The sequence below is a fragment of the Aporhodopirellula rubra genome (assembly GCF_014192335.1).
Classification (GTDB): domain Bacteria; phylum Planctomycetota; class Planctomycetia; order Pirellulales; family Pirellulaceae; genus Rhodopirellula; species Rhodopirellula rubra.
Genome location: NZ_JACHXU010000001.1, coordinates 421,885 through 444,605, shown reverse-complemented (window position 1 = coordinate 444,605; position 22,721 = coordinate 421,885). Strand labels below are relative to the sequence as shown.

The following is a 22,721-nucleotide window of genomic DNA, read 5'->3' as shown; positions in this document are numbered from 1 at the left end:
TTTTGCAGCATGGTTGCCCCCACGGCCACTGGAAGTTCGGCGAGTCAGGTTGTGCCGGTGAAAGAGAGCCGGCTGCGAGCATTATCGCCGAATCCGATGTCGCACCCGAAACCGAAACTGACGCGTCCGGCGTTCGGTCGAGATCGCGCCCCAAGTGTCCGATAGGGGAACCATCCGATCACCAAGCGTTTTTCGCCTGATCGGAAAAGTCATCGGCCCCAGCACCACCCCCAACGGTGGCATGACTGCACCGCTGGACAGTACCAAATCCGCCTAACCGAACCATCTTGCCGGCCGGACTGTCGGTTCGAGTGAGCGTCTCGAGAAGAGCTTGTAAAAAAAGTGACTTCAGACATTTTTTCCACGACCAGATTCTCTCGGACGCGGCATTTCACTAACCCGCAACCTCCACGCACTTTACGTCGAAAAGGGGGACACCAATAACGCGACAGACCCAAAATGAGCCGATCCGCAACTCATGCCTGAGACGCGACTTAGGGCAGTCAAAAAGTTTTCGTTGACACATCCTCACAAATCCCTAACATTCTTTGCGTCGTCCACATGTAGTGCCTCGAAGGCATGGAAGCCACTACCGGTAGTGATAGCAATTCGTTTTACGGCGAGTTTGCGGATCGCGTATTGCCGATACCAATGGCCCGCCCTTCCCAATTGCTGGGAGTGAGTAGCTGACGTGTGGACAGGCGAAGTGATTTGACGCCCGACCAATAAATCGTTTCTGAAATCCGCTGCAACTTTCGACTCTTCAGAAAGAATTGCGCAAGGATGACCGCCACAAGGATGACTTCTTTCCGGAGCCTGTGAACCAATTATGTCCACCGTTTTGCCAACTGAAACCGCCGCAACCGAGTCCAAACGCACCGCATCCGATTCCGACCGCCGCGCCGGTTCGCAGTCACGGACTCCTCACAATGACCCAGCACTGGAGAAAGTAGACGCCCAACACGGTGTCGAATACGCACGGGAAAAGTTCAACGCCACCCCGCGAGGCAAACGTGCGGGACTGAAAATCGACTCGCGTTTCTGCCCCGATGACGGTCGCACCCCGTTCGCGACGACTCAGTGGGACTTGCGTAGCGCAGCGATCAAGGACGAGACCGGCAAAGTCTTGTTCGAGCAAAACGACTGCGAAGTCCCTTCGAGCTGGAGCCAATTGGCAACCAACGTCGTCGTCTCGAAATACTTCTACGGCGACCCCGGCACCGAAGGCGAACGCGAACGCAGCGTCCGTCAACTCATCCACCGCGTCACTCGCACCATTACTGACTGGGGATTGGCCGACGGTTACTTCGATACCGCCGAAGACGGCGAACGCTTCTATCGCGATCTGACTTGGTTGTGCCTGCACCAACACGGTGCCTTCAACAGCCCCGTGTGGTTCAACGTTGGCTTGCATGCTCAGTACGGCGTCACGGGTGCGAAGTGCAACTGGCACTGGGACGCCGAAACGCAAACCACCGCGCAACCTGAGAACCCCTACGAATACCCACAAGGTTCCGCGTGCTTCATCCAAAGCGTCGATGACAACATGGAAGACATCATGCGTCTCGCGTGCAGCGAAGCGATGTTGTTTAAATTCGGCAGCGGTACCGGAACGGACTTGTCCACGATCCGCAGCCAGCGTGAAAAACTCTCCGGTGGCGGAACCCCATCGGGCCCACTGTCGTTCATGCGGGTCTATGATTCGATCGCAGGCGTCGTGAAGTCCGGCGGCAAGACCCGTCGTGCCGCGAAGATGCAATCGCTCAAAGTTTGGCACCCGGATATCCTCGAGTTCATCGAGTGCAAGTGGGCCGAAGAGAAGAAGGCACACGCTCTGATTCGCGAAGGCTACGAGTCCAACTTCAACGGCGAAGCTTACAGCAGCGTTTGCTTCCAAAACGCCAACCTTTCGGTGCGTTTGACCGACGACTTCATGGATACCGTTCGCAAGGGCGAACAGTGGCAAACCCGCTGGATCACCGACAAACCGACCGACACCCCACCGAAGTACGACGCCAAAGAGTTGCTCAACAAGATGGCCGAATGTGCATGGCACTGCGGCGACCCTGGTGTTCAGTACGACACGACGATCAACAAGTGGCACACCTGCCCGAACAGCGGTGCGATCAACGCGTCGAACCCATGCAGCGAATACATGTTCCTCGACGACACGGCCTGCAACCTGTCGAGCATCAACTTGATGAAGTTCGTTCAGAAGAATGGCGAATTCAACGTCGAGCGTTTCCGCGCCGCGGCACGAATCTTCTTCATCGCTCAAGAAATCCTCGTCGATCACGCTAGCTATCCGACCGAACCGATCGCTCGCAACAGTCACCTGTATCGCCCGCTCGGTCTCGGCTATTCGAACCTCGGCAGCGTCGTGATGACCGCTGGCTTGCCTTACGACAGCGACGCCGCTCGTGGTCTGTGCGGATCGTTGACCGCATTGCTGCACGGCGAAGCCAACCGAACCAGCGCCGAAATGGCGGCAGTGGTCGGAACGTTTGAAGGCTACAAAGGCAACGAAGAGCCGATGAACCGCGTGATGCAAATGCACCGCGACGCCTGTGACGAAATCAGCGACGAAGGCCCCGCTGAACTCAAGGCCGCCGCACAAGAACTGTGGGACGAAGTCACCAAGGTTGGCAAGAAGTACGGCTTCCGCAACGCCCAAGCCACGGTACTCGCACCGACCGGCACGATCAGTTTCATGATGGACTGCGACACGACCGGCATCGAACCCGATATCGCGTTGGTGAAGTACAAACAACTCGCCGGCGGCGGGATGCTGAAGATCGTCAACCAAACCGTCAAACTCGGTTTGAAGACGCTCGGCTACGATCAGATCGCGATCGACGAAATCTTGAAGTACGTCGACGAGAACGACACGATCGAAGGAGCCCCCGGGCTCAAAGACGAGCACCTGCCCGTCTTCGACTGTGCCTTCAAACCAGCCAATGGCGTTCGCAGCATCGGATGGCGTGCCCACATCACCATGATGGCCGCCGCCCAACCGTTCCTCTCCGGTGCGATCTCCAAGACCGTTAACATGCCCAACGATGTCACCCCGCAAGACATCGCTGACGCGTATTTCTGGGGATGGGAACTCGGCCTCAAAGCGATCGCGATCTATCGCGACGGCAGCAAGCAGTCCCAACCGCTCAACACCAAACAGGACGAATCGGCCGAAGCAGGTGCGACCAAGGTTGTCACCAAGACGGTTGAGAAGATCGTCTACAAACCGAGCCGTGAACGACTGCCTGACACCCGTCAAAGCCTCACACACAAATTCACGATCGCTGGTCACGAAGGCTATCTGTGCGTCGGCCTCTATCCCGACGGTCGCCCGGGTGAAATATTCATCACGATGGCCAAAGAAGGCTCGACCATCGGCGGCATCATGGACAGCTTCGGCACCGCCCTGTCGATCGCACTCCAGTACGGCGTGCCGTTGGACGTGCTCGTTAACAAGTTCAGCCACACCCGGTTCGAACCGATGGGTCACACGTCAAACAAAGACATCCGCATCGCCAAGAGTGTGGTCGATTACATCGCACGTTGGCTCGGAATCACGTTCATGTCCGGCCACGATCACGCTCCCCCCGCGTCTCCGGGCAACGGGCCTGAAACCGCCACGGGCAACGAAATTCTTAGCGGCGTGACCGTCGAAAACGGCGTCGCCGTTGCCGGTGCCCCACCGGCAACCAATGGCACCAGCTCGGTCATGCAAGAACTGAAAAATGACGCCGGTGCCGCCGTCGCGATCGCCGAACGGGCAATCATGATGGCCAGCATTTCGGGAACCAACGGCTCCCACAACGGTCACTCCGATTCGAAACCGGAAGTGCAACTCGGTGGTCAAGCCGATCAGTTCTCACGGTTCCAAACCGACGCACCGAGCTGCGACAACTGCGGCAGCATCACGGTTCGAAACGGGAACTGCTACCTCTGCCACAACTGCGGCAACTCAATGGGTTGCAGCTAACCGGCACGGGCGAGGCAACTCGCGATAAAGCACACTCGTCTCGACGAGATTAAAAAGGCTCAACGTTGAAAATCTGCTCAACGGCGATCACTCAGTGGTCGCCGTTTTTTCATGCGCCCAATCTCACCGACGCATCAACCTCCGGCCGTCACAAAACTCGGTTCCGGCTGCCATAGATAGAGGAACGTCGGCATTTTCGAACGATCCAACCCCGGAATGCTCAACGGCAACAGCGAACTCATCGGTGAGTTCGGCGTGACATCGAATTCACTCAAAGCGCGATCGTTGTCACGACGCAGCAACACAACGGGTGCGTTGGGCTGCAGGCCCGCCATCGTTCCCGCGATCTCGATCGCGTCGTCAAGATACCCCGTGCTATCGACGAGTCCCAACGCGACTGCCTGATCGCCCGTCCAAACCCGTCCATCGAACAGTTCACCGAGATCGCGGCCTGACTCTTCGTCGAACTCATCCTCGAAGTCTTCTTCTTGGAGGTCTTTCTCTTTGTCGCTCAGTCCCAGCGCGAGCATCTCTTCGGTTTGCGCCAATCGGTGGCCACGTGCGGTGCGAACCTGGGCGATGAACCGATCATGAAATTGATTCGCCATCGTTTGCAAAATCGCACGCTCTCGTTTTTCCATCGTCCGCTCCGGCGAACCGAGATCGATCTTGTCGCCTGATTTCACGGGAACCGGAATGATGTTGTACTGCGCCAGCGTGTCTTCCATGTTGTATGTGTTGAGGATCACGCCGATGCCGCCGACGACCGATGTCGGGTGAGCGACAATTTGATCCGCGTGCGTGGCGAGATAGTAACCGCCCCCGCATCCGGTCGTCATCAAACAGGCGACCACGGGAATGTTCCGGCACTGCTTCAATTTTGCAATGTCGTGGGCCAAAATATCGGTCGCCGTCACGCCACCACCGGGCGTGTTGATCCGCAGCACCACGGCGGAGATCGAACCGTCGCATTCGATCCGCCGCATCTTTTCTCGGAAAAGCGCGACCGGGTTCTCACCCATCGAGTTCAAACCGCTGAAATTGCGATTGACGATCAAACCATCGACGTCCACGATCGCGATTCGTCCACCGCCGACGCCGTGACTCCCATCGACGACCACCGTTCGAATCGGCGTCGCGGTGTTATCGCTGCGGCTGACCGTGACCATCTCACCGCTCATCCGGATATCGCCATCGACGCCCATCTTGCCGCCGAGATTCATCTTCCCGCCAACGAGGGCTTTGATCGGAGTTTGGCATCCGACCGCGAGGACGATCAACAACCCCGATAACAGCAACCACCCGCCGAGGTGCGAAGATTTCCGATGCGTGCAGCCAAAGCCTGCGAGTTGCGTGAATCTCATGGAGAATCCGTTCCTAAAAGTACGATCGGTGACCGTCTTCGCTCGTTCCATCGCGAAAAACATTGCAAGGCCACATCGTCAGGACATCGACCAAACCAACCGGCTCCGCCGAGGGATTCGCCCCGACCTGATCGCGATCGGTTCATTCAAAATCACGCAAACGATCGCCATCGATCCCACAACCCGCACATCTTCCCAAATTAAAATCGCAGGACGCTTCAATGAACAACGCACTCCCCACGGACTCCGACGCTCCCAAAACCGATGACCAAACGTCCGTCACCGAACTGAAACAGGTTGTCGGAACATTTGTTGCTGAGCGAGATTGGCATCGGTTCCACACCCCCAAGAACCTCGCCATGTCATTGGCCATCGAAACGGCGGAGTTGATGGAACATTTCCAGTGGCTCACACCCGAAGAGTCGCTCCGCGTGATGGACGATCCGGAAAGCCGCGTCGCCGTCGGGGAAGAAGTCGCCGACTGCCTGGCCTATTTGCTGGCCATCGCCAGCAAACTCGACATCGATTTGGCGACAACGCTAAAGGCAAAAATGATCCGAAACGCCGAAAAATACCCGGTTGAAGGCAACAAATTCTCGCGGGATAACCAATCGGGGAGCTAAAAACACATCGCCAACTCCGGCACGTTCATTCGCTGCCCCATCGAGAATACGGTCGGTTTTCGCTCAAATCTTGACCATTGTTCGTGAACGCGGAGTGGTGCCAACACTGCCTTCGTCACATCCCCGTGGCGATTCTGGCTACCGAAAATACCGAATTGCGGCAAACGGGGCCGCATTGGCAAACATTCCATACGAAAAAGTGTTTTCTGCCACTGATTGCGATACACTATGCGCTCTTATCACACGAAAACTTCCACGTTGTCAGAGGCGGACTGACAGACGCGAGAGATGGATACCTCTATGCAATCTCAGTCGCAGTCACAAATGACGGACACCAATTCAACTTCGGCCAATTACCCAAGGCTGAACGACTATCAACCGGAAGGTTTTTACGACGAGGTCGTTTGTGCAGACAGTGTCGCTCGCCCCGACTCGGTGGCGTTAGTCGACCTTCTTAACCGGCTTCCCGCGGGCGAACTCATTCGTCGTCAACGTGCGATCGAACGCTCCCTGTATCAAATGGGGATCACGTTCACGGTTTACAGCGACGCCGAGGGCACTGAAAAAATCATGCCCTTCGATATCATCCCGCGCATCATTTCAGCCTCGGTTTGGTCTGACGTGGAACTGGGTTTGAAACAGCGGATTCGCGCCCTGAACCGATTCCTCGATGACGTTTACAACGACCGACAAATCATCAACGAAGGTTTGATCCCGGCGAACATCGTCGACTCCTGCCCACAATATCTTCCGCAGTGCGTTGGCCTGAAACCGCCTGCCGGCGTTTGGTGCCACATCACCGGGACGGACTTGGTTCGTGATAACGAAGGCTCGGTGTTCGTGCTCGAAGACAACCTGCGCTGCCCGTCGGGCGTGTCGTACGTCTTGCAAAATCGCGCCGTGATGAAGAAGAACTTCCCTCGCGCATTTGCCGACTCGAGCGTCCGGCCCGTCAACGACTATCCCGCACGGCTCTATCAGATGCTGAGGCGGATGGCCCCGAATGACATGCTGAACCCGACCGTGGTCGTGCTCACGCCGGGCGTTTACAACAGCGCCTACTACGAACACTCCTTCCTCGCTCACCAAATGGGCGTCGAACTCGTCGAAGGGCGAGACCTGTTGGTCGAAAACGACCACGTTTTCATGCTGACAACCGACGGAAGACAACAGGTCGACGTCATTTACCGCCGCGTCGACGACACGTTCCTAGACCCGGAAGTTTTCAACAAGAAATCGGTGCTCGGCGTTCCCGGATTGATGCGAGCCTATCGAGCCGGCAACGTCGCGTTAGCCAATGCACCGGGAACCGGCGTCGCCGACGACAAGGTCGTTTACGCGTTCGTGCCTGAAATGATTCGGTACTACCTCGGCGAGGAACCGATCCTCAACAATGTCCCGACGTATCTGTGCCAACGTGACGACGACCGCAAATACGTACTCGAACACCTCGACGAATTAGTCGTCAAGGCTGCGGGAGAATCAGGCGGTTACGGAATCCTAATCGGGCCGCACGCAACCAACGAACAGCGTGCCGAGTTCGCCGAAAAGATTCGCGAGAACCCGCGTAACTATGTCGCTCAACCGACGCTGCAACTCTCCCGAGTGCCGACGATGACGGGCGAGTCGCTCGAGGGGCGTCACGTCGACCTTCGCCCCTATATCCTTTGCGAAGGTCCGGACGATGTCTGGGTATTGCCAGGCGGACTGACGCGAGTGGCGTTGAAGAAAGGGTCACTCGTAGTGAACTCGTCGCAAGGCGGCGGCAGCAAAGACACTTGGGTGGTTGCCAGCCCAGGGCAAATCGTCGCGCGTCCCTAAAACGACGCCACGGTTGGCTTGCGGTATCCCTTTTCCGTCGTGAGTGCGAGTCCACGCACGATTTCAAACTCTCCCTCCTTAACTCCTGTCTTCAAACATGCTCTCACGCGTTGCCGAATCGGTTTATTGGATGAGCCGCCAAATCGAGCGGGCTGAAAACCTTGCGCGGTTCCTCGAAGTCACGCTTCACCTGATCCTGGATCAACCTGAAAACTTGGTTGACCCCTGGGAACCACTGGTTCGAGTGACCGGCGACGAAGAATGGTTCAAGGAAAAATACGGGGCCCCCAACCAGGAAAACGTTGTCAACTTCCTGGCCTTCGACGAAGAGTACCCCAACTCGATGTTGACATGCCTGCGAGCGGCACGTGAAAACGCGCGTGGCGTTCGTGAAAAGCTTTCTTCGGAAGCCTTCGAACAAATCAACGAGTTCTATCTCTTCGTCCACGAAGCCTCTCGCAACGAGTCACTCGACCGGACGAGCAAGTTCTTTGACGAGATCCGCCAACAAACATTGCTGTGGAGCGGCGTCCTCGAAAGCACGATGGCCCAGGACAGCGCCTGGCACTTTGCCAACGTTGGTCGGATGCTCGAACGTGCCGACAAAACCTCACGCATCCTCGACGTGAAATACTTCAACTTGCTGCCTTCGGTCGAGCATGTCGGCACCGCGATCGATGACATGCAGTGGTCCGCACTCTTGCTCGCGATCAGCGGATTCGAAGCCTACCGACGTGACTACCACGAAATCGACATTCCGAACGTGGTCGGCTTCTTCCTGTTCAATCGAACGTTCCCGCGCAGCGTTCACCGATGCGTTGCCTCGGCCGGATGGTCGCTCGGCGAAATCGACCAAGCGTCCTGCAACCAATCGTCCAGCAAATCAAGCGAAAAAGTGGACGCCCTCAAACACCGTTTGGCGCACACCCAAGTCGAAGAAGTTCTCGCCGGAGGGATGCACGAATTCGTGGACCTTTTGCAACGAGAACTCAACGACATCGGCAACACGCTCGCCGAAGATTATTTCCAAGCTCCGATTTCAGCGTAACAAGAGCTTTCACGGACGCCGGTTCCTTCCTCCTGATTATCTCCTGGTTTCTTTATGACGATTCGCGTCGCGCTGCATCACAAGACCTCTTACGAGTACGACCGTCCGATCATGGTCGGGCCGCAATTGGTACGTTTACGTCCGGCCTATCACGGTCGCACACCGATCCAGTCATACCAGTTAACGGTTTCTCCGAGCGAGCACTTTGTGAACTGGCAACAAGACCCGTTCGCAAACCCGATCGCACGATTGATTTTCGAGAAACCCGTCAATCACTTATGCGTCACAGTCGACTTGGTTGCCGACATGACGGTGATCAACCCTTTCGAATTTTTCGTCGACGAAGAGGCCGGCGAGTTTCCGTTCGAATACGACGACGACACCAAACGACAGTTGGCATCGTATTTGGAACCGGGCGAACTGACACCCGCACTCGACGCATGGATCAAATCCCTGCCTCAATCCAACGAGCGGACCATCGATTTCATCGTCGATATTAACCGCGCGGCGCAGCAAAAGATTGATTACAAGATCCGGCTCGAACCGGGCGTGCAATCTCCCGAAGAAACACTGACGCTGTGCAGCGGATCGTGCCGCGATTCGGCATGGATGTTGGTCGACACGTTCCGGCACATGGGATTAGCGGCACGGTTTGTGTCGGGATATCTGATTCAACTCGCCTCGGATCAAGAATCGCTCGACGGGCCTTCCGGTCCGACGGAAGATTTCTGCGACCTTCACGCTTGGACGGAAGTTTATCTGCCAGGTGCCGGTTGGGTCGGACTGGACCCAACGAGCGGGTTGCTCGCCGGTGAAGGCCACATCCCGCTCGCGTGCACGCCATCCTATTCGGGCGCCGCCCCGATCACCGGTGGCCACGAACCGTGTGAAGTGACGTTCGAACACGTCATGAAAGTGACCCGCGTCCACGAAGACCCGCGGGTCACCAAACCCTACACCGAAACAACGTGGAACGAAGTTCTCGTCGCCGGTGATGAAATCGACAAGAAACTCAACGAAGGCGACGTCCGACTCACAATGGGCGGCGAACCGACGTTTGTATCCATCGATGACATGGATCACCCGCAGTGGAACACCGACGCGGTCGGCGAAGACAAACGCGTGCTCAGCAACGTCCTGCTGAAACGATTCCGCGAGAAACTCGCCGACACGGACCAAATCGCCAAAGGCAGTCTGCTGCACTACGGGCAAGGCAAATGGTATCCCGGCGAACAATTGCCTCGTTGGGCGTTGACCTGCCTATGGCGTCGTGACGGCCAACCCATTTGGAACGATGAAAAATGGCTAGCCGACGAGGGTCGCGACTACAAACACACTCACGAGGACGCCCGGCGATTTATCAGAACCCTTTCGCGGGAACTGAACATCAGCGCCAAGATGACGTTTCCCGTCCACGAGGATATTTTCCACTACCTCTGGAAAGAAGACCGCCTGCCCGTCGACATCGATCCCGCCGATCCGCGTCTGAAAGACCCGAACGAACGGGCGATGTTGATGCGGACGTTCGGCCACGGACTCGGAACGCCCGTCGGCTACGTGTTGCCCCTTCGTCGTGCGTGGTGGCAAGCCAAACCAGGATGGATGGGCGGAAGATGGCCGGTCCGCAGCGAAAAGATTTACCTCATCCCCGGTGAGTCACCGATCGGACTTCGACTTCCCCTCGACACGCTGCCATCCGATTCGTTCAGCACCGCGCCGTTCTACACCACCCCTCTGGATCCGACGATCCAACACAGCCCTCTGCCTGCTCCCTACCGTGGCCCCGGCGCATCCGGTGGCACGCCGCGTGGAATGGAAAGCTACGTCGCGGCACGCCAAGGCGGCACCACCGGTGGTGACGGCGGGCGACTCGGAGGACCTTCCGAATCGGCGGCTTTGGCGGTCAATGAACAAACTCTCGACGATGTCGATGAAGATGATTTGCCCACCCACAACGACATCGTTCACACCGCACTCTGCGTGGAAGCTCGGTTCGGACGACTGCACGTTTTCATGCCGCCCGCCCAACGCCTCGAAGATTACCTCGATCTCATCTCGGCCGTCGAAGAAACCTGTGCGCTGACCGATCTACCGGTCGTCGTCGAAGGTTACTTGCCACCACCGGACGACCGAATCGACTACTTCAAAGTCACACCGGACCCGGGCGTGATCGAAGTCAACACGCAACCGTCGGCAACCTGGCGGTCATTGGTCACGTTGACCGAAACTCTCTACGAAGAAGCTCGCCTGTCACGACTCGGAACCGAAAAATTCGACCTCGACGGTCACCACACCGGAACCGGTGGCGGCAACCATGTCGTGATGGGAAGCGCTAAACCGACCGACAGCCCGTTCCTGCGGCGCCCTCATTTGCTCGGCAGCCTGATCCGGTTCTGGCACAACCACCCGGCGATGTCGTATCTATTCAGCGGCAAATTCATCGGTCCGACCAGCCAAGCACCGCGGATGGACGAAGCCCGCAGTGACTCGGTGTACGAGATGGAAATCGCGCTCGCACAGCTACCTCCCGAAGGAGCCGACGTTCCTCCGTGGATCGTCGATCGCCTGTTCCGAGACCTGCTCGTCGACACGACAGGCAACACGCACCGTGCAGAAATCTGCATCGACAAAATGTATTCGCCCGACAGCTCGACCGGGCGTTTAGGCTTGGTCGAACTGCGAGGTTTTGAAATGCCTCCGCACGCACAGATGAGCTTGTCGCAACAACTCTTGATCCGCGCCGTCGTCGCCGCGTTCTGGGACAAACCGTACAAAGAGCCTCTGATCCAGTGGGGACCAATGCTCTATGACCGATACCTCTTGCCATACTTTGTCTGGCAGGATCTCAAGGATCTGACGGGCGAACTGCAGCGATTGGAATCGCCGGTGAAGTCGGATTGGTATGCCCCGCATCACGAATTCCGCTTCCCGTTGATGGGAGAACTGGTCGTCGATGGCGTGCGAATGGAACTCCGCAGTGCCATCGAACCGTGGTACGTCATGGGCGAGGAACCCGGCTCGGGTGGCACCGCGAGGTTCGTCGACTCGTCGCTCGAACGGATGCAAATTTTGGTCGAGGGAATGGATCCGGGACGTTATGCCGTGACGTGCTTCGGCCATCGTGTGCCGCTTCACAAAACCGGTGTGACCGGCCAGGGCGTTGCGGGCGTAAAATACCGCGCCTGGCAACCGCCGCGATGCCTACACCCGACGATCGGAATCCACACACCGCTGCAGTTCGATTTGGTAGACCTGAAGGCACGGCGCAGTGTCGGCGGATGCACCTACCACGCCGTCCACCCAGGTGGGGTATGCAGTGACAACTTCCCGATCAATGCCAAAGAGGCGGAATCCCGTCGTGCGGCGAGATTTGACGCGTTCACGATGACGGGTGGCGAAATCGCCGTCCCTAATTTACCGCCCGTGGTCGGTTCGGAGCCGTACCCGGTTACCATGGATTTGCGTCGGCTCTAAAATGTCGACTCACGTATCGGCGTGCTCAAGGCGGGTAGTCGATCGTAGGACAGGGCGGAGCGAAATCGCACCGCCTCTTTCCTATCGGCACTCAAACAGGAGCCCTGACGACATTGTCGACTACCATCGCAGCCCAATTGTCGCTAGCCAGTTATGAAAAACCGGCTGGCCGTTTCGACGAATGCCGCGATGCCAACGGCGTCATACGCCCCCATTGGGCCACCATCGAAGGCACCCTGAACCGGATCGGCGCCACCGGTTTGGATGAACGATCGCTGCAAATCGAGCAGCTCATTCGCGAAAACGGGCTGACTTTTCAGGTCGACGCCAATCAAAAACCCTCTCCCGGCGATGACTACCTCAACGCCCCGTCAAACGTAACCAATCCGCTGACAACGGGCCCTCAGGGCGTCGCCGCCGGAGCCAACGGAGCACTGCCTAGCGGTGTTCTGGGAAGCGGCCCACTGGGAACGGGACCGATCGAACCCTCGGCCACCGGCAAAGTGCCCGCGACACCGGTCGACCCGTCACGCCCCTGGCAATTAGCGGCCGTTCCGGTCGCCTTCCATGAAAAAGATTGGCTCGGCCTTGCCGACGGTCTCGCCCAGCGGGTCCGGGTCCTCGAAGCCGTTCTGGATGATTTACTAGGACCGCAAAACCTGATCGCCGATCGAGTGATCCCGCCCGAAATCGTGTGGGGCAATCCTCGATTCTATCGCGCTTACCACAAACTCGGCCGCCCCGACAAAACCACGGCGGACGAAGCCAGTGCGATGCGCAGCCAGGCGTCCTCCCGTCGACTGCACGTGACCGCGTTTGACGTCGTTCGTGGCGACAACGGAGGTTGGTGGGTGACCGGCGACCGCACGCGTGCGCCGAGCGGGTTAGGTTACCTCCTGGAAAACCGCATCGTCCTCAGTCGCGCACTGCCGCACCTGCATCGTCGCGCGAACGTTCGTCGGCTGGCGCCTTTCTTCGAATCTCTTCGCGGGCATATCCGTTCGCTCGCTCCCCGCGCTCGAGACAATCCACGCGTTGCGTTGTTGACCCCCGGGCCCGGCAGCTACCGTGAATTCGAAGACGCGTATCTCGCCCGTTACCTCGGCTACACACTTGTGCAAGGCCGCGACCTCGCCGTCCGGGGTGAACGACTGAACTTGAAGACGCTTGGCGGTTTGCTTCCGATCGAGGTGCTGTGGCGTCATGTGTCCGATCGCAAATGCGACCCACTGGAACTCGACCCCATGTCGCTCGAAGGCTGCACGGGATTACTGCAAACCATTCGCGGCGGGCACGTCTCCGTTGTCAACGGCATCGGCGCCGCCCTCGCCGAGATGCCAGCATTGTTACCGTTCTTGGCCGCATCGGCGAGAAAACTACTTGGCGAAGAACTGCTCCTGCCGAGCGTTGCGACGTACTGGTGTGGCGATGAGGGACCGTGTCGGTTTGTTCTCGAAAACCTCGACAAACTGATCATCCGCAGCGCCTACGCGGTCAACGAAGCCAAGCCGTCGATCCCGGAATACATGACGTCCGAGCAGAAGGCCGACTTGGTTCGACAAATCAAAGCGGAACCGCATCGGTTCGTCGGTCAAGAACGTTTGTCACACAGCCTGACGCCGGTTTGGGTCGAAGGCAAACTGCAACCATGGCATCTGACCCTACGCTCGTTCCAACTCCAAACCGCCGACGGGATCGAAGTCCTGCCGGGTGGACTCGCGCGAGTCAGCCCTAAACCCGACCTCCTCGGTCGATCGCCAACGAGCGGTCAAATGACCCAGGATTGCTGGATCGTCAGCGAAGAACCGGTCGACCACGAAGCCACTCTGTTGTCACCGGAGTCGGAAACCATTCGGCTGCGCCGGAGCGGTGCGGAACTGCCCAGCCGCGTGGCCGAACACCTGTTCTGGCTCGGCCGATACACCGAACGGTGCGAGTCGATCGCCCGATTATTACGCACCACGCTCACCCGTCTGGCCGGCGAAGACGAGTACGACGAACTGTCCGAAATGCCACGACTAGTCAAAGCCCTCGCGGCGATGGGCCAACTCGAACCCGACTACGCGATCGAAGGCCTCGACGGCGCGATGCCGCAACTCGACCTAATGCTACCGGCGAGCGTTTTTGATTGCGGCACCTCACGCGGCTTCCAATCGGCGGCCGTCGGCGCGCTGCGAAACGCTTCGGCCGTCCGCGACCGGATTTCACTCGACGCGTACCGAATCCTCCGTAGCCTCCACAACGAAGTCGTCGTTCAAAGTCGACCGCGGGGCGCAAACGTAATCGCTGCCATCGAACGACTTAATCACTGCATCACCCTGTTGCTCGCGTTCAGCGGATTGGCCGCCGAAAGCTTGACACGAACACACGGTTGGCGATTCGTTCTCCTAGGCCGCCGGATTGAACGGGCCCATCAAACCGCTGAACTGCTCGCCGCCACGATGACCGTGCCACTAGCAAACGAGAGCAGCCTATGCGAAGCGATTCTCGATGCCACCGACAGCCTCATGACGTATCGTTCGCGATACCTCTCGCTCGTCCAACCCGCACCAACGATTGACCTCCTCGTCACCGACGAATCCAACCCGCGTTCGTTACGTTTCCAATTGCAGGACATCGAACAGGTGCTGCTGGAACTACCAACGTCCGCTTCTCAAGTAGGCCTGGGCGCGGACGAACGCATTGCCGCCGACCTCATGCGAAGATTACTCGTCGCCGACGTCGGCAAACTCTCACGGTGTGACCCTAATCGAGAACGCGAGGCACTCGCGGTACTGCTCGAACAGGTTTGCGTCGGCATGCCGAAACTCGCCAATGCACTCGAAGCTCGATATCTGATCCACACATCGGTGTCGCAGTCGCTCACCGGCGAGCCATCCAAAGCGTTGCCACCGCTCGAGTTCCAACCACCCAATCAGCCTCCGACAAAACTGCCATGACGCGGTCGATTTTTTTCCGGCGGTAGGCTCCCCAGTGGAGCCCACCGGCTTGGCATTCTGCCCCCCCTCCGTCCGCTCGTCTGTTTTTCGATTCCGCACCTGATGACTCAAACCGCTAACTACCGAATCATCCACGAGACAGCGTACCGCTACAGTGAACCGGTGGCGCTTTGCCAAAACCAACTTCGAATGCGTCCACGCAACCAAGCCAACTTGGTTTGCCATTCGTGTGAAGTCGAAATCGATCCGCCGCCCGCGTCGATCCACCGGCACCCGGACTACTACGGAAACGTCGTCGACTCCTTCGCCATCGAGTCGTTGCACCAAGCGTTGCGAGTCCGTGTCACGAGCCGCGTCAGCATCTCGACCCCGGATGCAGAATACCTCTCGCGAGCTCCAGCCTGGGCTGACCTGATTGCAATCGTTCGCCGAGGGGACAAACCAGTCGATTGGAAGGCACGCGAGTTTGTGTTCGCATCCCGCCGGATTGCACTGAGTGCCAAGTTTGCCGACTACGCTCGTGCGATCATGCAACCGCATACCAGCATCATTGAGGCGGTCGATGCGTTGACCAAACACATCCACAGCGACTTCCGCTACGACACGCAAGCAACGGATGTGAACACGACCACGGAAGACGCGTTTTTAATGAAAGCCGGCGTTTGCCAAGACTTTGCACACGTCCAAATCGCGTGTCTCCGCAGCCTCGGATTGCCGACCCGGTATGTCAGCGGCTATCTCCGAACGTATCCCCCCGAGGGCAAACCACGTCTCGTCGGCAGCGATGAATCACACGCGTGGATCAGCGTCTACGCGGGTTCCGAAATCGGCTGGGTCGATTTCGATCCGACTAACGCCGTCCGCACCGGCACCGACCACATCCCAATGTGCCTGGGCCGCGACTACGACGACATCAGCCCCATGCGTGGGATCGTGATGGGCGGCGGCAAACCGATCTTGAGAGTGAGCGTCGACGTGTTGCCGGTGGACTGAAACGTATTGCAGACGATCTGGGCCACGCGGCCTCGCTTAAGACTGCGGCCAGCCCGGCAACTCAAATTTCTTAACCGTGTTGGCGGTGTGCTCGCCATAGTGCCGCTGCATCTGAATCAGGAGCGACCGCAACGATGGCCAACGGCTACCGGGTGCTTTCGCGTTCACATCCATTCCGTCGAGCAGGTAAGCAAACCGACGACAAAACTCACTCACCCGTTGCATCTGACGTGCCTCCTCGGATCCATCCCAATCGGGATGAGCGAACTCATAGTCCGGCGGCATTTGCTTCGGATTCAGATTCATCACGGGGATAGTCGGATCAACCGCGTGATAGATTTGTGAAAAGAATTGCAGCTGCCGTCCCATCATATGCTCGACATTCCAGCGCGGCGTGTGTGTCCCGTTTTCCGGTTTGAAATTCAACTGCTCAACCGAGAGTTCCGCGAACACGTCCTGAGATTCGCTACATGCCTGTTCCATTTTTTCAAACAGGTCGGCGAGGTCACCAGGCATCTCCCACGGCGTTTGACTGATCAAAACAGCCGTCGGCTTGCCACTCGGCACATCTGTCGCCGCCACCGCAAACGTGTTCGCGGTCGCCCGTTTCGGGTTCTCCGTTTCCCCTTCCGCTATCGCCAGTGGAAGTACAAACATCGGATGCCACGACTGCACGAGCATCTTGATCGGGTCGCTGTTGATCTTCCCCGCGGCAACATTACTCAACACCAACACGTCGACATCTCGTTTGTCGGCCTCCGTCGCCATGAACGTGCCCGTCCCGTCACCCGACACGACAACCACACACACGCCGTCGACATCGATTCGAAGCGTATGGTCATCGATGGAACGAACCGAAATCGCGTTCGGATCGAGCTTGGGAGCGTCCACTGCCTCACTCCATCGAACCTCGGCTTCGTTGGGCAGTCGCGATAGCACATGGTCCAGAGAATCCCCACCGACCGCGACGACGTGATCGACATTCTCGGCAGACGCAAATTCGCCACTGGCCGATGGCACGACCGCGAGTTGAAGGCCCCACTGATTTTCAATCGAAACGCCCCCTTGAGGCCACGAACGCACCGCTATCGGTTCGCCCTCGGTCGCGAAAAGGACCGACGAGGTCATCCAGACAATCAGTGGACAAAACAGCAACAATTTCATCGTAGTAGTTCGCCGAGCGGTTTCGAGTAATGAGTCTCAAAAAAACTTCCAACAAGAGTTTACCGACCGCGAGTCACCGTTGATACCACTTCCCTTTCCGAGACGGACTGCAGCAGGGAACACGCTTTCCGAGCGGAGTGATTGCGGCACCACCGTAGCTCTCTACACACGTCCGCTTAAAGGTGAGACGCCCCCAACATCGCAGCAGCGCGAAGACTATCGGCGGGCATCGTCGTCGCCTCTCGACGCAGCCTCTCCGAAAGGCGTTTCACTTCGAAGATTCAAGCTTTATCAGTGTAAAAACGCAGAACGACGAGATCACACCTCCGACCAACGCCACGTTACCAACCATACCAATGCCTTGCACCAGTGACCATAAAAACAGTCCGTCATTAAAAAGGGTTGACCTTTTTGCCCACGTAGTCGGCTGTAGATAAATCGCAACACGAAACAATCCCAACCCAGCATGGCGACGCAGGCGAGTTAATCCGCCTCATTTCGCAAAAGCATGCGAAGCGGCAAGATAATGTCATTGAGCACGAGGCGATCTGTTTCATGCGTCAACAGAACCAGTTGACGTGAGCGACTTGCGTATCACCCCAGGTCGATCGGTTGTAATAGAATCGACCCCCAAACGGACGAAACGCCTCGCGGCATCCAAATCGTTGATCGTCCAAACATGGAACTCATAACCGGCTGCGTGAACACGCTCGACAAATTCCCGTTCAATAACTTCTTCGTTGCCATGGGCTCCCAGACCGGTTGCCTCTGTTCGCGTCAAACTTGCGATGACATCCTTCTGCTCCGGTTTCCAAGACGCCGGCGCATCGGTTCGCTTAAAACTCGTCAACCAATTGCATTGATACTGCGGCATCGATTGGCGACACGCTTTCACAACGGCTTCGCTAAATGCAATGATGACGATTTGGTCCGTTTGAAGGTCACACGAGGCCAACTGCGTCTTCAGTGTGGGAACAATTTCCGGACCGGATTTGATCTCAACAAAGATACGTTTTCCCGATGGCACCGTGGCCAAGACTTCGGCGAGTGTCGGAATTCGCTGACCGACGTATTTCGCGTCTTTCCAACGCCCCACATCTAACAGCCTGAGTTGATCGAGCGTCGAGTCCGCGACCACGAGTTCAGGTTGATCAGGCGCAACGCGTTTGGTCGTTTTGTCGTGGATACAGGCGATTTCGCCATCGGCCGTCAGGTAGAAGTCGCCTTCGATCGCATCGGCACCTCGCTCGAATGCCAGTTCGAACGAGGCGAGCGTATTCTCGGGCGCATCATTAGAAGCCCCTCGGTGCGCCACAATTAACTGTGCTGAACAAGTGCCCATGGACATCGAAACCACGAAGAATAGAGCGGTAAACGAGCGAAGCATCATAGTACGATTTTTGAGGATAGCGTTCGAAATGAGTGCCGTTCTGCACACACATGAAGGGATTAAATAAAGCGAACCGACGACAGCCAACGGATAACCACTGCTTACCCGCACATCGACTTCGCGTGCGTGACCGCAGACCTGAAACGACCGCATCCAACACGCCTATCTTTCCTGGCCCCTTTCCGAAGGCGAAGAATTGCGTGTCAGCAGGACGGGCTTAGTCAACGATTCTCGCTCCCGAGTCTCCTGCCTGGACTTCGCCGCTTAGGCCACCCCAGCACACTTTTTTCAATCTCGATAAGCGTAGAGCGTCCTCCTCCGTCCGCCTACCACGGAATTCCCTGTATTCGATTAAGAGATCGTGAAGAGATTCAAGTACGATGGTCCGCGAGAGCCCTCACGAGCCACCCTGTACCGATCGCAATTCTGCTAGCATTGAAATCGGCGAGGCGACTGATGGAGCCGTTCTCATTGATGCGTTACTGAAAGTTTGACCATGCTGCACGTTGGAGATGATGTGAAGAGTTTCTTACTAATACTGACCTTTTGCATCTTGGGCACCGCAACGTGCCAATCCGCAACCGTGACGACTTTCGCCGGCACGGGAAACAAAGGATTCTCGGGCGATGATGGGCCCGCCGACGAGGCAGAGCTGAATAACGTTTTTGCGGTTGCTCGCGGTCCGGATGGATTGCTGTATCTTTGCGACGTCGACAATCACCGTGTCCGCCGCGTGCGCGACGATGGCACGATCGAGACCTATGCGGGAGGCCATGGAAAAGGACACACCGGCGACGGAGGCCCCGCGAATCAGGCTCGACTGAATTTGCCCTATGAGCTCGCATGGGATCGTGATGGTAATCTGTTCATCGTCGAACTCGGCAATCACGACATACGTTGTGTGGACGCCGCGACTCGCGTCATCACCACAATCGCGGGCACTGGGGTGGCTGGTTTTAGTGGCGACGGTGGGCCGGCATCCCATGCCACGTTTAACCAACCCCACAGCCTTGCGTTCGATGCGGCGGGAGATTTGTACGTCTGTGACATTTTGAATCATCGCATTCGCAAGATCGACATGACCTCTGGCGTGATCTCAACGTGGAGTGGCACGGGCGAACGAAAAACCTCGCCCGATGGATCCCCCATCACCGGATCATCACTCAACGGACCAAGAGCACTCGCGTTTGGCACCGACGGTAAATGCTATCTCGCACTCCGAGAAGGAAACGCATTACTGCGACTCGACCCGAAGGCGAATACGCTTACACGAATCGCGGGAACGGGCAAGAAAGGGTTCACGGGCAACGGCGGCCCCGCTTTGAAAGCGACGCTTTCAGGCCCAAAATGCGTTAGCCTCGGTGCAGACGGGAACGTCTATCTCGCGGACACGGAATCACACTCGATTCGCTATCTCGATGTCAACAAAGGCACAATCGAAGTGCTAGTCGGAAACGGGACGAAAGGGGATGGCCCCGATGGTGACGATCCGCTGGCGTGTCGACTCGCACGTCCTCATGGTGTCTACGTCGACAAAGACGGTTCAGTCTTTATCGGCGACAGCGAAAACCATCGCGTTCGCGTGTGGCAAAAATAAAACCGTGGCACTCAGTGAGTTCAATCACCCGGCGATCACGATTGGCTCTCCTCCTCTTGATTCCGGTGCTAGCGTGAGTGAACTCTTTCTTTACGAAAGTCGCCAACGGCGAACCGCTGCAATCTTGATGCTCAACATGGGCATCTTGCTCGCGATGTACCTAGCCGCTCGTCAGGTCATCGAACCGTCCGAAGCGAGCAAACAACTGTTCTATTGGGTGAACATCGCGTTCCCGTTGGTTGAGATTGGTTTGTTACTGACCGCCATTTACTTCTGGGTCCAGAACGGAACATTCCGAGCGGCGGTGAACGCGGATCGATTCGAAATAGCAGATCCACTTTCGAAAGACGCTTCGTTTGCGGTTCCGGTGAGCGAAATTATCGAGATCAAGCAGACGTACCAAAAGCACACCGACTATAGTTCCATCACGATGTACATGAAGTCGGGCGAGAAGATCCGAATCACCCAAAACTATCATTTCAACCGAGCCAAACTTTACGCCGCATTAGCAGAAGCCAACCCTTCAATCCGTTTGCCAGAAAACGCGTTGCGGTTCAAACAAGTATAAAAATCGAACTCGCGACAGACTCTACGAACAAGAATCGGGACCGCATTGCCTTGCCTGCACACCATTGCTTTTCCCGCGCGCCGACGATGAGCCGAGCGTTTGATCTGCAACGATTGCCTTCAACAAGAATAAGAAAATCACTAAGCGTTAGTCGAGGCCTGAGAACGGGGTTTTGACAACAGCCTCGAGTACGTCGGGGGTAACTTCGGTTTCGTCGCAGCCTACATATTGCAGGAAAGGTAGCTCGCTAAGATGGGCGACTCCTGCGTCGGTGATTCTCGTCCGATCGAGCCCGATCCCCGTCAGCAGTCGCAGATGTTTGAGCTTTGCGAGATCATCGTCTTTGATGTCCGTTCCCGCAAACTGAATCTGCATCAAATTAGGCAGACCTTCGAGGTGCGTGAGCAACGCCGGGTCAAAAGTGTCTTGAGTGAATTCAATCGCGTAGATCGGTTGGTCGTCCGATCGACGAACCATTCGCACTCCCGCTTTCTGCAACTCAAATTTTGATCGCCGACTGTCGAGTCCCACGCCACTGATTTCGATCGGCACCGAACCTTCGGGCGACACCCCTGACTCTTCCAAACCGTTATCCACGGGAACGCCCGCGAAGAACTCATCCCGGTCGATCGGTCTCGCGTGTTGTGAAGAATCCAAAACATAAAATGCATCGTCCAACCACGGACGTGAATCCGCGAGATGCAGTTTATCGCCGGGCTGGGCCCACTGCTCGAAATAGATCCGCAGCGTCCGTCGTTCTTTGGGAAACGGAACACACAACTCGCCCCAACCTTCGATCGGGTGCGTGCCTTGCTTCGTCGTGATCAATCCCTGGGGTATCGAACCGGAATAGAGCACCCCGGAAAATCCGTGGTCCAAATACCCGCCGTAGAAACCGATGGGTGCGAGCAAGCCAACCGCGCACACCACTTTCTCCCATCCCAGGATCGGTCGCCACGATTCCGTTGTCCGCATTACCCATGAACCGATCATCGCGACGGAAATATTCCACGGTAAAACGCTCTCGTTCCAATTCAGCACAAGCGGCGAAATCATCAAGGCGATTCCAACATGCATCACCAGACACGCCGGTGCCGCCCACTTGGGCCGAAAAATCGCGAGCAGCCCCACCACCAATTCGACGACGGCCACCATCATCGCGAACCACCAATACGACGAATCCGCGTCAAAGCCGCTACGTGCGACCAGCCAGTGCGAAGCGTATCCGAACCAATCCGGTGACAGCAATTTGTGAAGCCCGGCCCACAACCAAGTCGAAACGAGCGTCCAACGGGCAACCCGATGGCCCGCATCCCAGACGCAAGCCGTCATCAGAACGGCGATCGAAAAAAACTGCGGTTGCAACCGAAACTGATCCGACACACACGCCACGATCAGAACGCCCCAATGAAACGGCAGCCCCCACTGAGGCTTCGCGACGATCAACACGAGCGAAGCAATCAAAAGCCAACCGAAAGACACCTGCGGCAAATCCAGTGCGGGCAGGTGAGGTGGTGCGACACGTGATTGCCAAAGCGGCCACGTGATCCAGATCGTCAATAACTGACAAATCACGCCAAACACCAACAACCCGTATCGCGTGTGCCCGATGGGCTTGGACGCGTTCGCGATCAAACTCGGCGAGGGCGACGGTGCATGACCGGCCCTCGAACCTTCGTCGGCCTTCACGCTACCGACGACAGCACCTGCGGCCTGGGGTTTTGCTGCAAATTGAGAAACCGTCCACCAATCCAA

Annotated in this window: 13 protein-coding genes; 9 read left to right on the top strand and 4 right to left on the bottom strand. The window is 57.2% G+C overall.

Annotation, left to right across the window (positions count from 1 at the left end; genetic code table 11):
- Positions 1-829: 829 nt before the first annotated feature.
- Positions 830-3,985: a vitamin B12-dependent ribonucleotide reductase gene (locus FHS27_RS01485; protein ID WP_246418980.1), complete on the top strand. Its 3,156-nt coding sequence runs from the start codon at positions 830-832 to the stop codon at positions 3,983-3,985.
- A gap of 134 nt (positions 3,986-4,119) precedes the next feature.
- On the opposite strand, the gene FHS27_RS01480 is transcribed toward FHS27_RS01485, so the two are convergent.
- Positions 4,120-5,349 (bottom strand): S49 family peptidase, encoded by a 1,230-nt coding sequence (locus tag FHS27_RS01480; protein ID WP_184300717.1) that lies wholly within the window; start codon positions 5,347-5,349, stop codon positions 4,120-4,122.
- Between the two features lie 221 nt (positions 5,350-5,570).
- Here FHS27_RS01480 and FHS27_RS01475 point away from each other — a divergent pair, with 221 nt between their 5' ends.
- The 6 genes from FHS27_RS01475 to FHS27_RS01450 all read left to right on the top strand — a co-directional run bounded on the left by FHS27_RS01475 (position 5,571) and on the right by FHS27_RS01450 (position 16,247).
- A complete protein-coding gene (locus FHS27_RS01475; RefSeq protein WP_184300714.1) occupies positions 5,571-5,972 on the top strand; it encodes a nucleotide pyrophosphohydrolase in 402 nt (133 codons plus the stop codon).
- A 300-nt stretch (positions 5,973-6,272) separates the two neighbouring features.
- A complete protein-coding gene (locus tag FHS27_RS01470) occupies positions 6,273-7,793 on the top strand; it encodes a circularly permuted type 2 ATP-grasp protein (RefSeq protein ID WP_246418979.1) in 1,521 nt (506 codons plus the stop codon).
- Positions 7,794-7,890: 97 nt separating this feature from the next.
- On the top strand, positions 7,891-8,841 hold the full coding sequence (locus FHS27_RS01465) for an alpha-E domain-containing protein (protein WP_184300711.1): 951 nt from the start codon (positions 7,891-7,893) through the stop codon (positions 8,839-8,841).
- A 54-nt stretch (positions 8,842-8,895) separates the two neighbouring features.
- Positions 8,896-12,315 carry a transglutaminase family protein gene (locus FHS27_RS01460; protein ID WP_184300708.1) on the top strand — a complete coding sequence of 1,140 codons (3,420 nt, stop codon included), beginning with the start codon at positions 8,896-8,898 and terminating at the stop codon, positions 12,313-12,315.
- A 113-nt stretch (positions 12,316-12,428) separates the two neighbouring features.
- A complete protein-coding gene (locus FHS27_RS01455; protein ID WP_184300705.1) occupies positions 12,429-15,254 on the top strand; it encodes a circularly permuted type 2 ATP-grasp protein in 2,826 nt (941 codons plus the stop codon).
- A gap of 102 nt (positions 15,255-15,356) precedes the next feature.
- Positions 15,357-16,247, top strand: coding sequence for a transglutaminase family protein (locus FHS27_RS01450; protein WP_184300702.1), 891 nt, complete (start codon positions 15,357-15,359; stop codon positions 16,245-16,247).
- 36 nt (positions 16,248-16,283) lie between these two features.
- On the opposite strand, the gene FHS27_RS01445 is transcribed toward FHS27_RS01450, so the two are convergent.
- Both FHS27_RS01445 and FHS27_RS01440 read right to left on the bottom strand, forming a co-directional pair.
- Positions 16,284-17,411, bottom strand: a complete 1,128-nt coding sequence (locus tag FHS27_RS01445) for a DinB family protein (protein ID WP_184300698.1) — start codon at positions 17,409-17,411, stop codon at positions 16,284-16,286.
- Positions 17,412-17,964: 553 nt separating this feature from the next.
- Positions 17,965-18,801, bottom strand: a complete 837-nt coding sequence (locus tag FHS27_RS01440) for a glycerophosphodiester phosphodiesterase (RefSeq protein WP_184300695.1) — start codon at positions 18,799-18,801, stop codon at positions 17,965-17,967.
- Between the two features lie 496 nt (positions 18,802-19,297).
- On the opposite strand from FHS27_RS01440, the gene FHS27_RS01435 reads away from it, so the two are divergent.
- Both FHS27_RS01435 and FHS27_RS01430 read left to right on the top strand, forming a co-directional pair.
- Positions 19,298-20,398, top strand: coding sequence for a hypothetical protein (locus FHS27_RS01435; RefSeq protein WP_184300692.1), 1,101 nt, complete (start codon positions 19,298-19,300; stop codon positions 20,396-20,398).
- A gap of 73 nt (positions 20,399-20,471) precedes the next feature.
- Positions 20,472-20,966 carry a hypothetical protein gene (locus FHS27_RS01430; protein WP_184300689.1) on the top strand — a complete coding sequence of 165 codons (495 nt, stop codon included), beginning with the start codon at positions 20,472-20,474 and terminating at the stop codon, positions 20,964-20,966.
- A gap of 147 nt (positions 20,967-21,113) precedes the next feature.
- On the opposite strand, the gene FHS27_RS01425 is transcribed toward FHS27_RS01430, so the two are convergent.
- Positions 21,114-22,721 carry a hypothetical protein gene (locus FHS27_RS01425; RefSeq protein ID WP_390852385.1) on the bottom strand — a complete coding sequence of 536 codons (1,608 nt, stop codon included), beginning with the start codon at positions 22,719-22,721 and terminating at the stop codon, positions 21,114-21,116.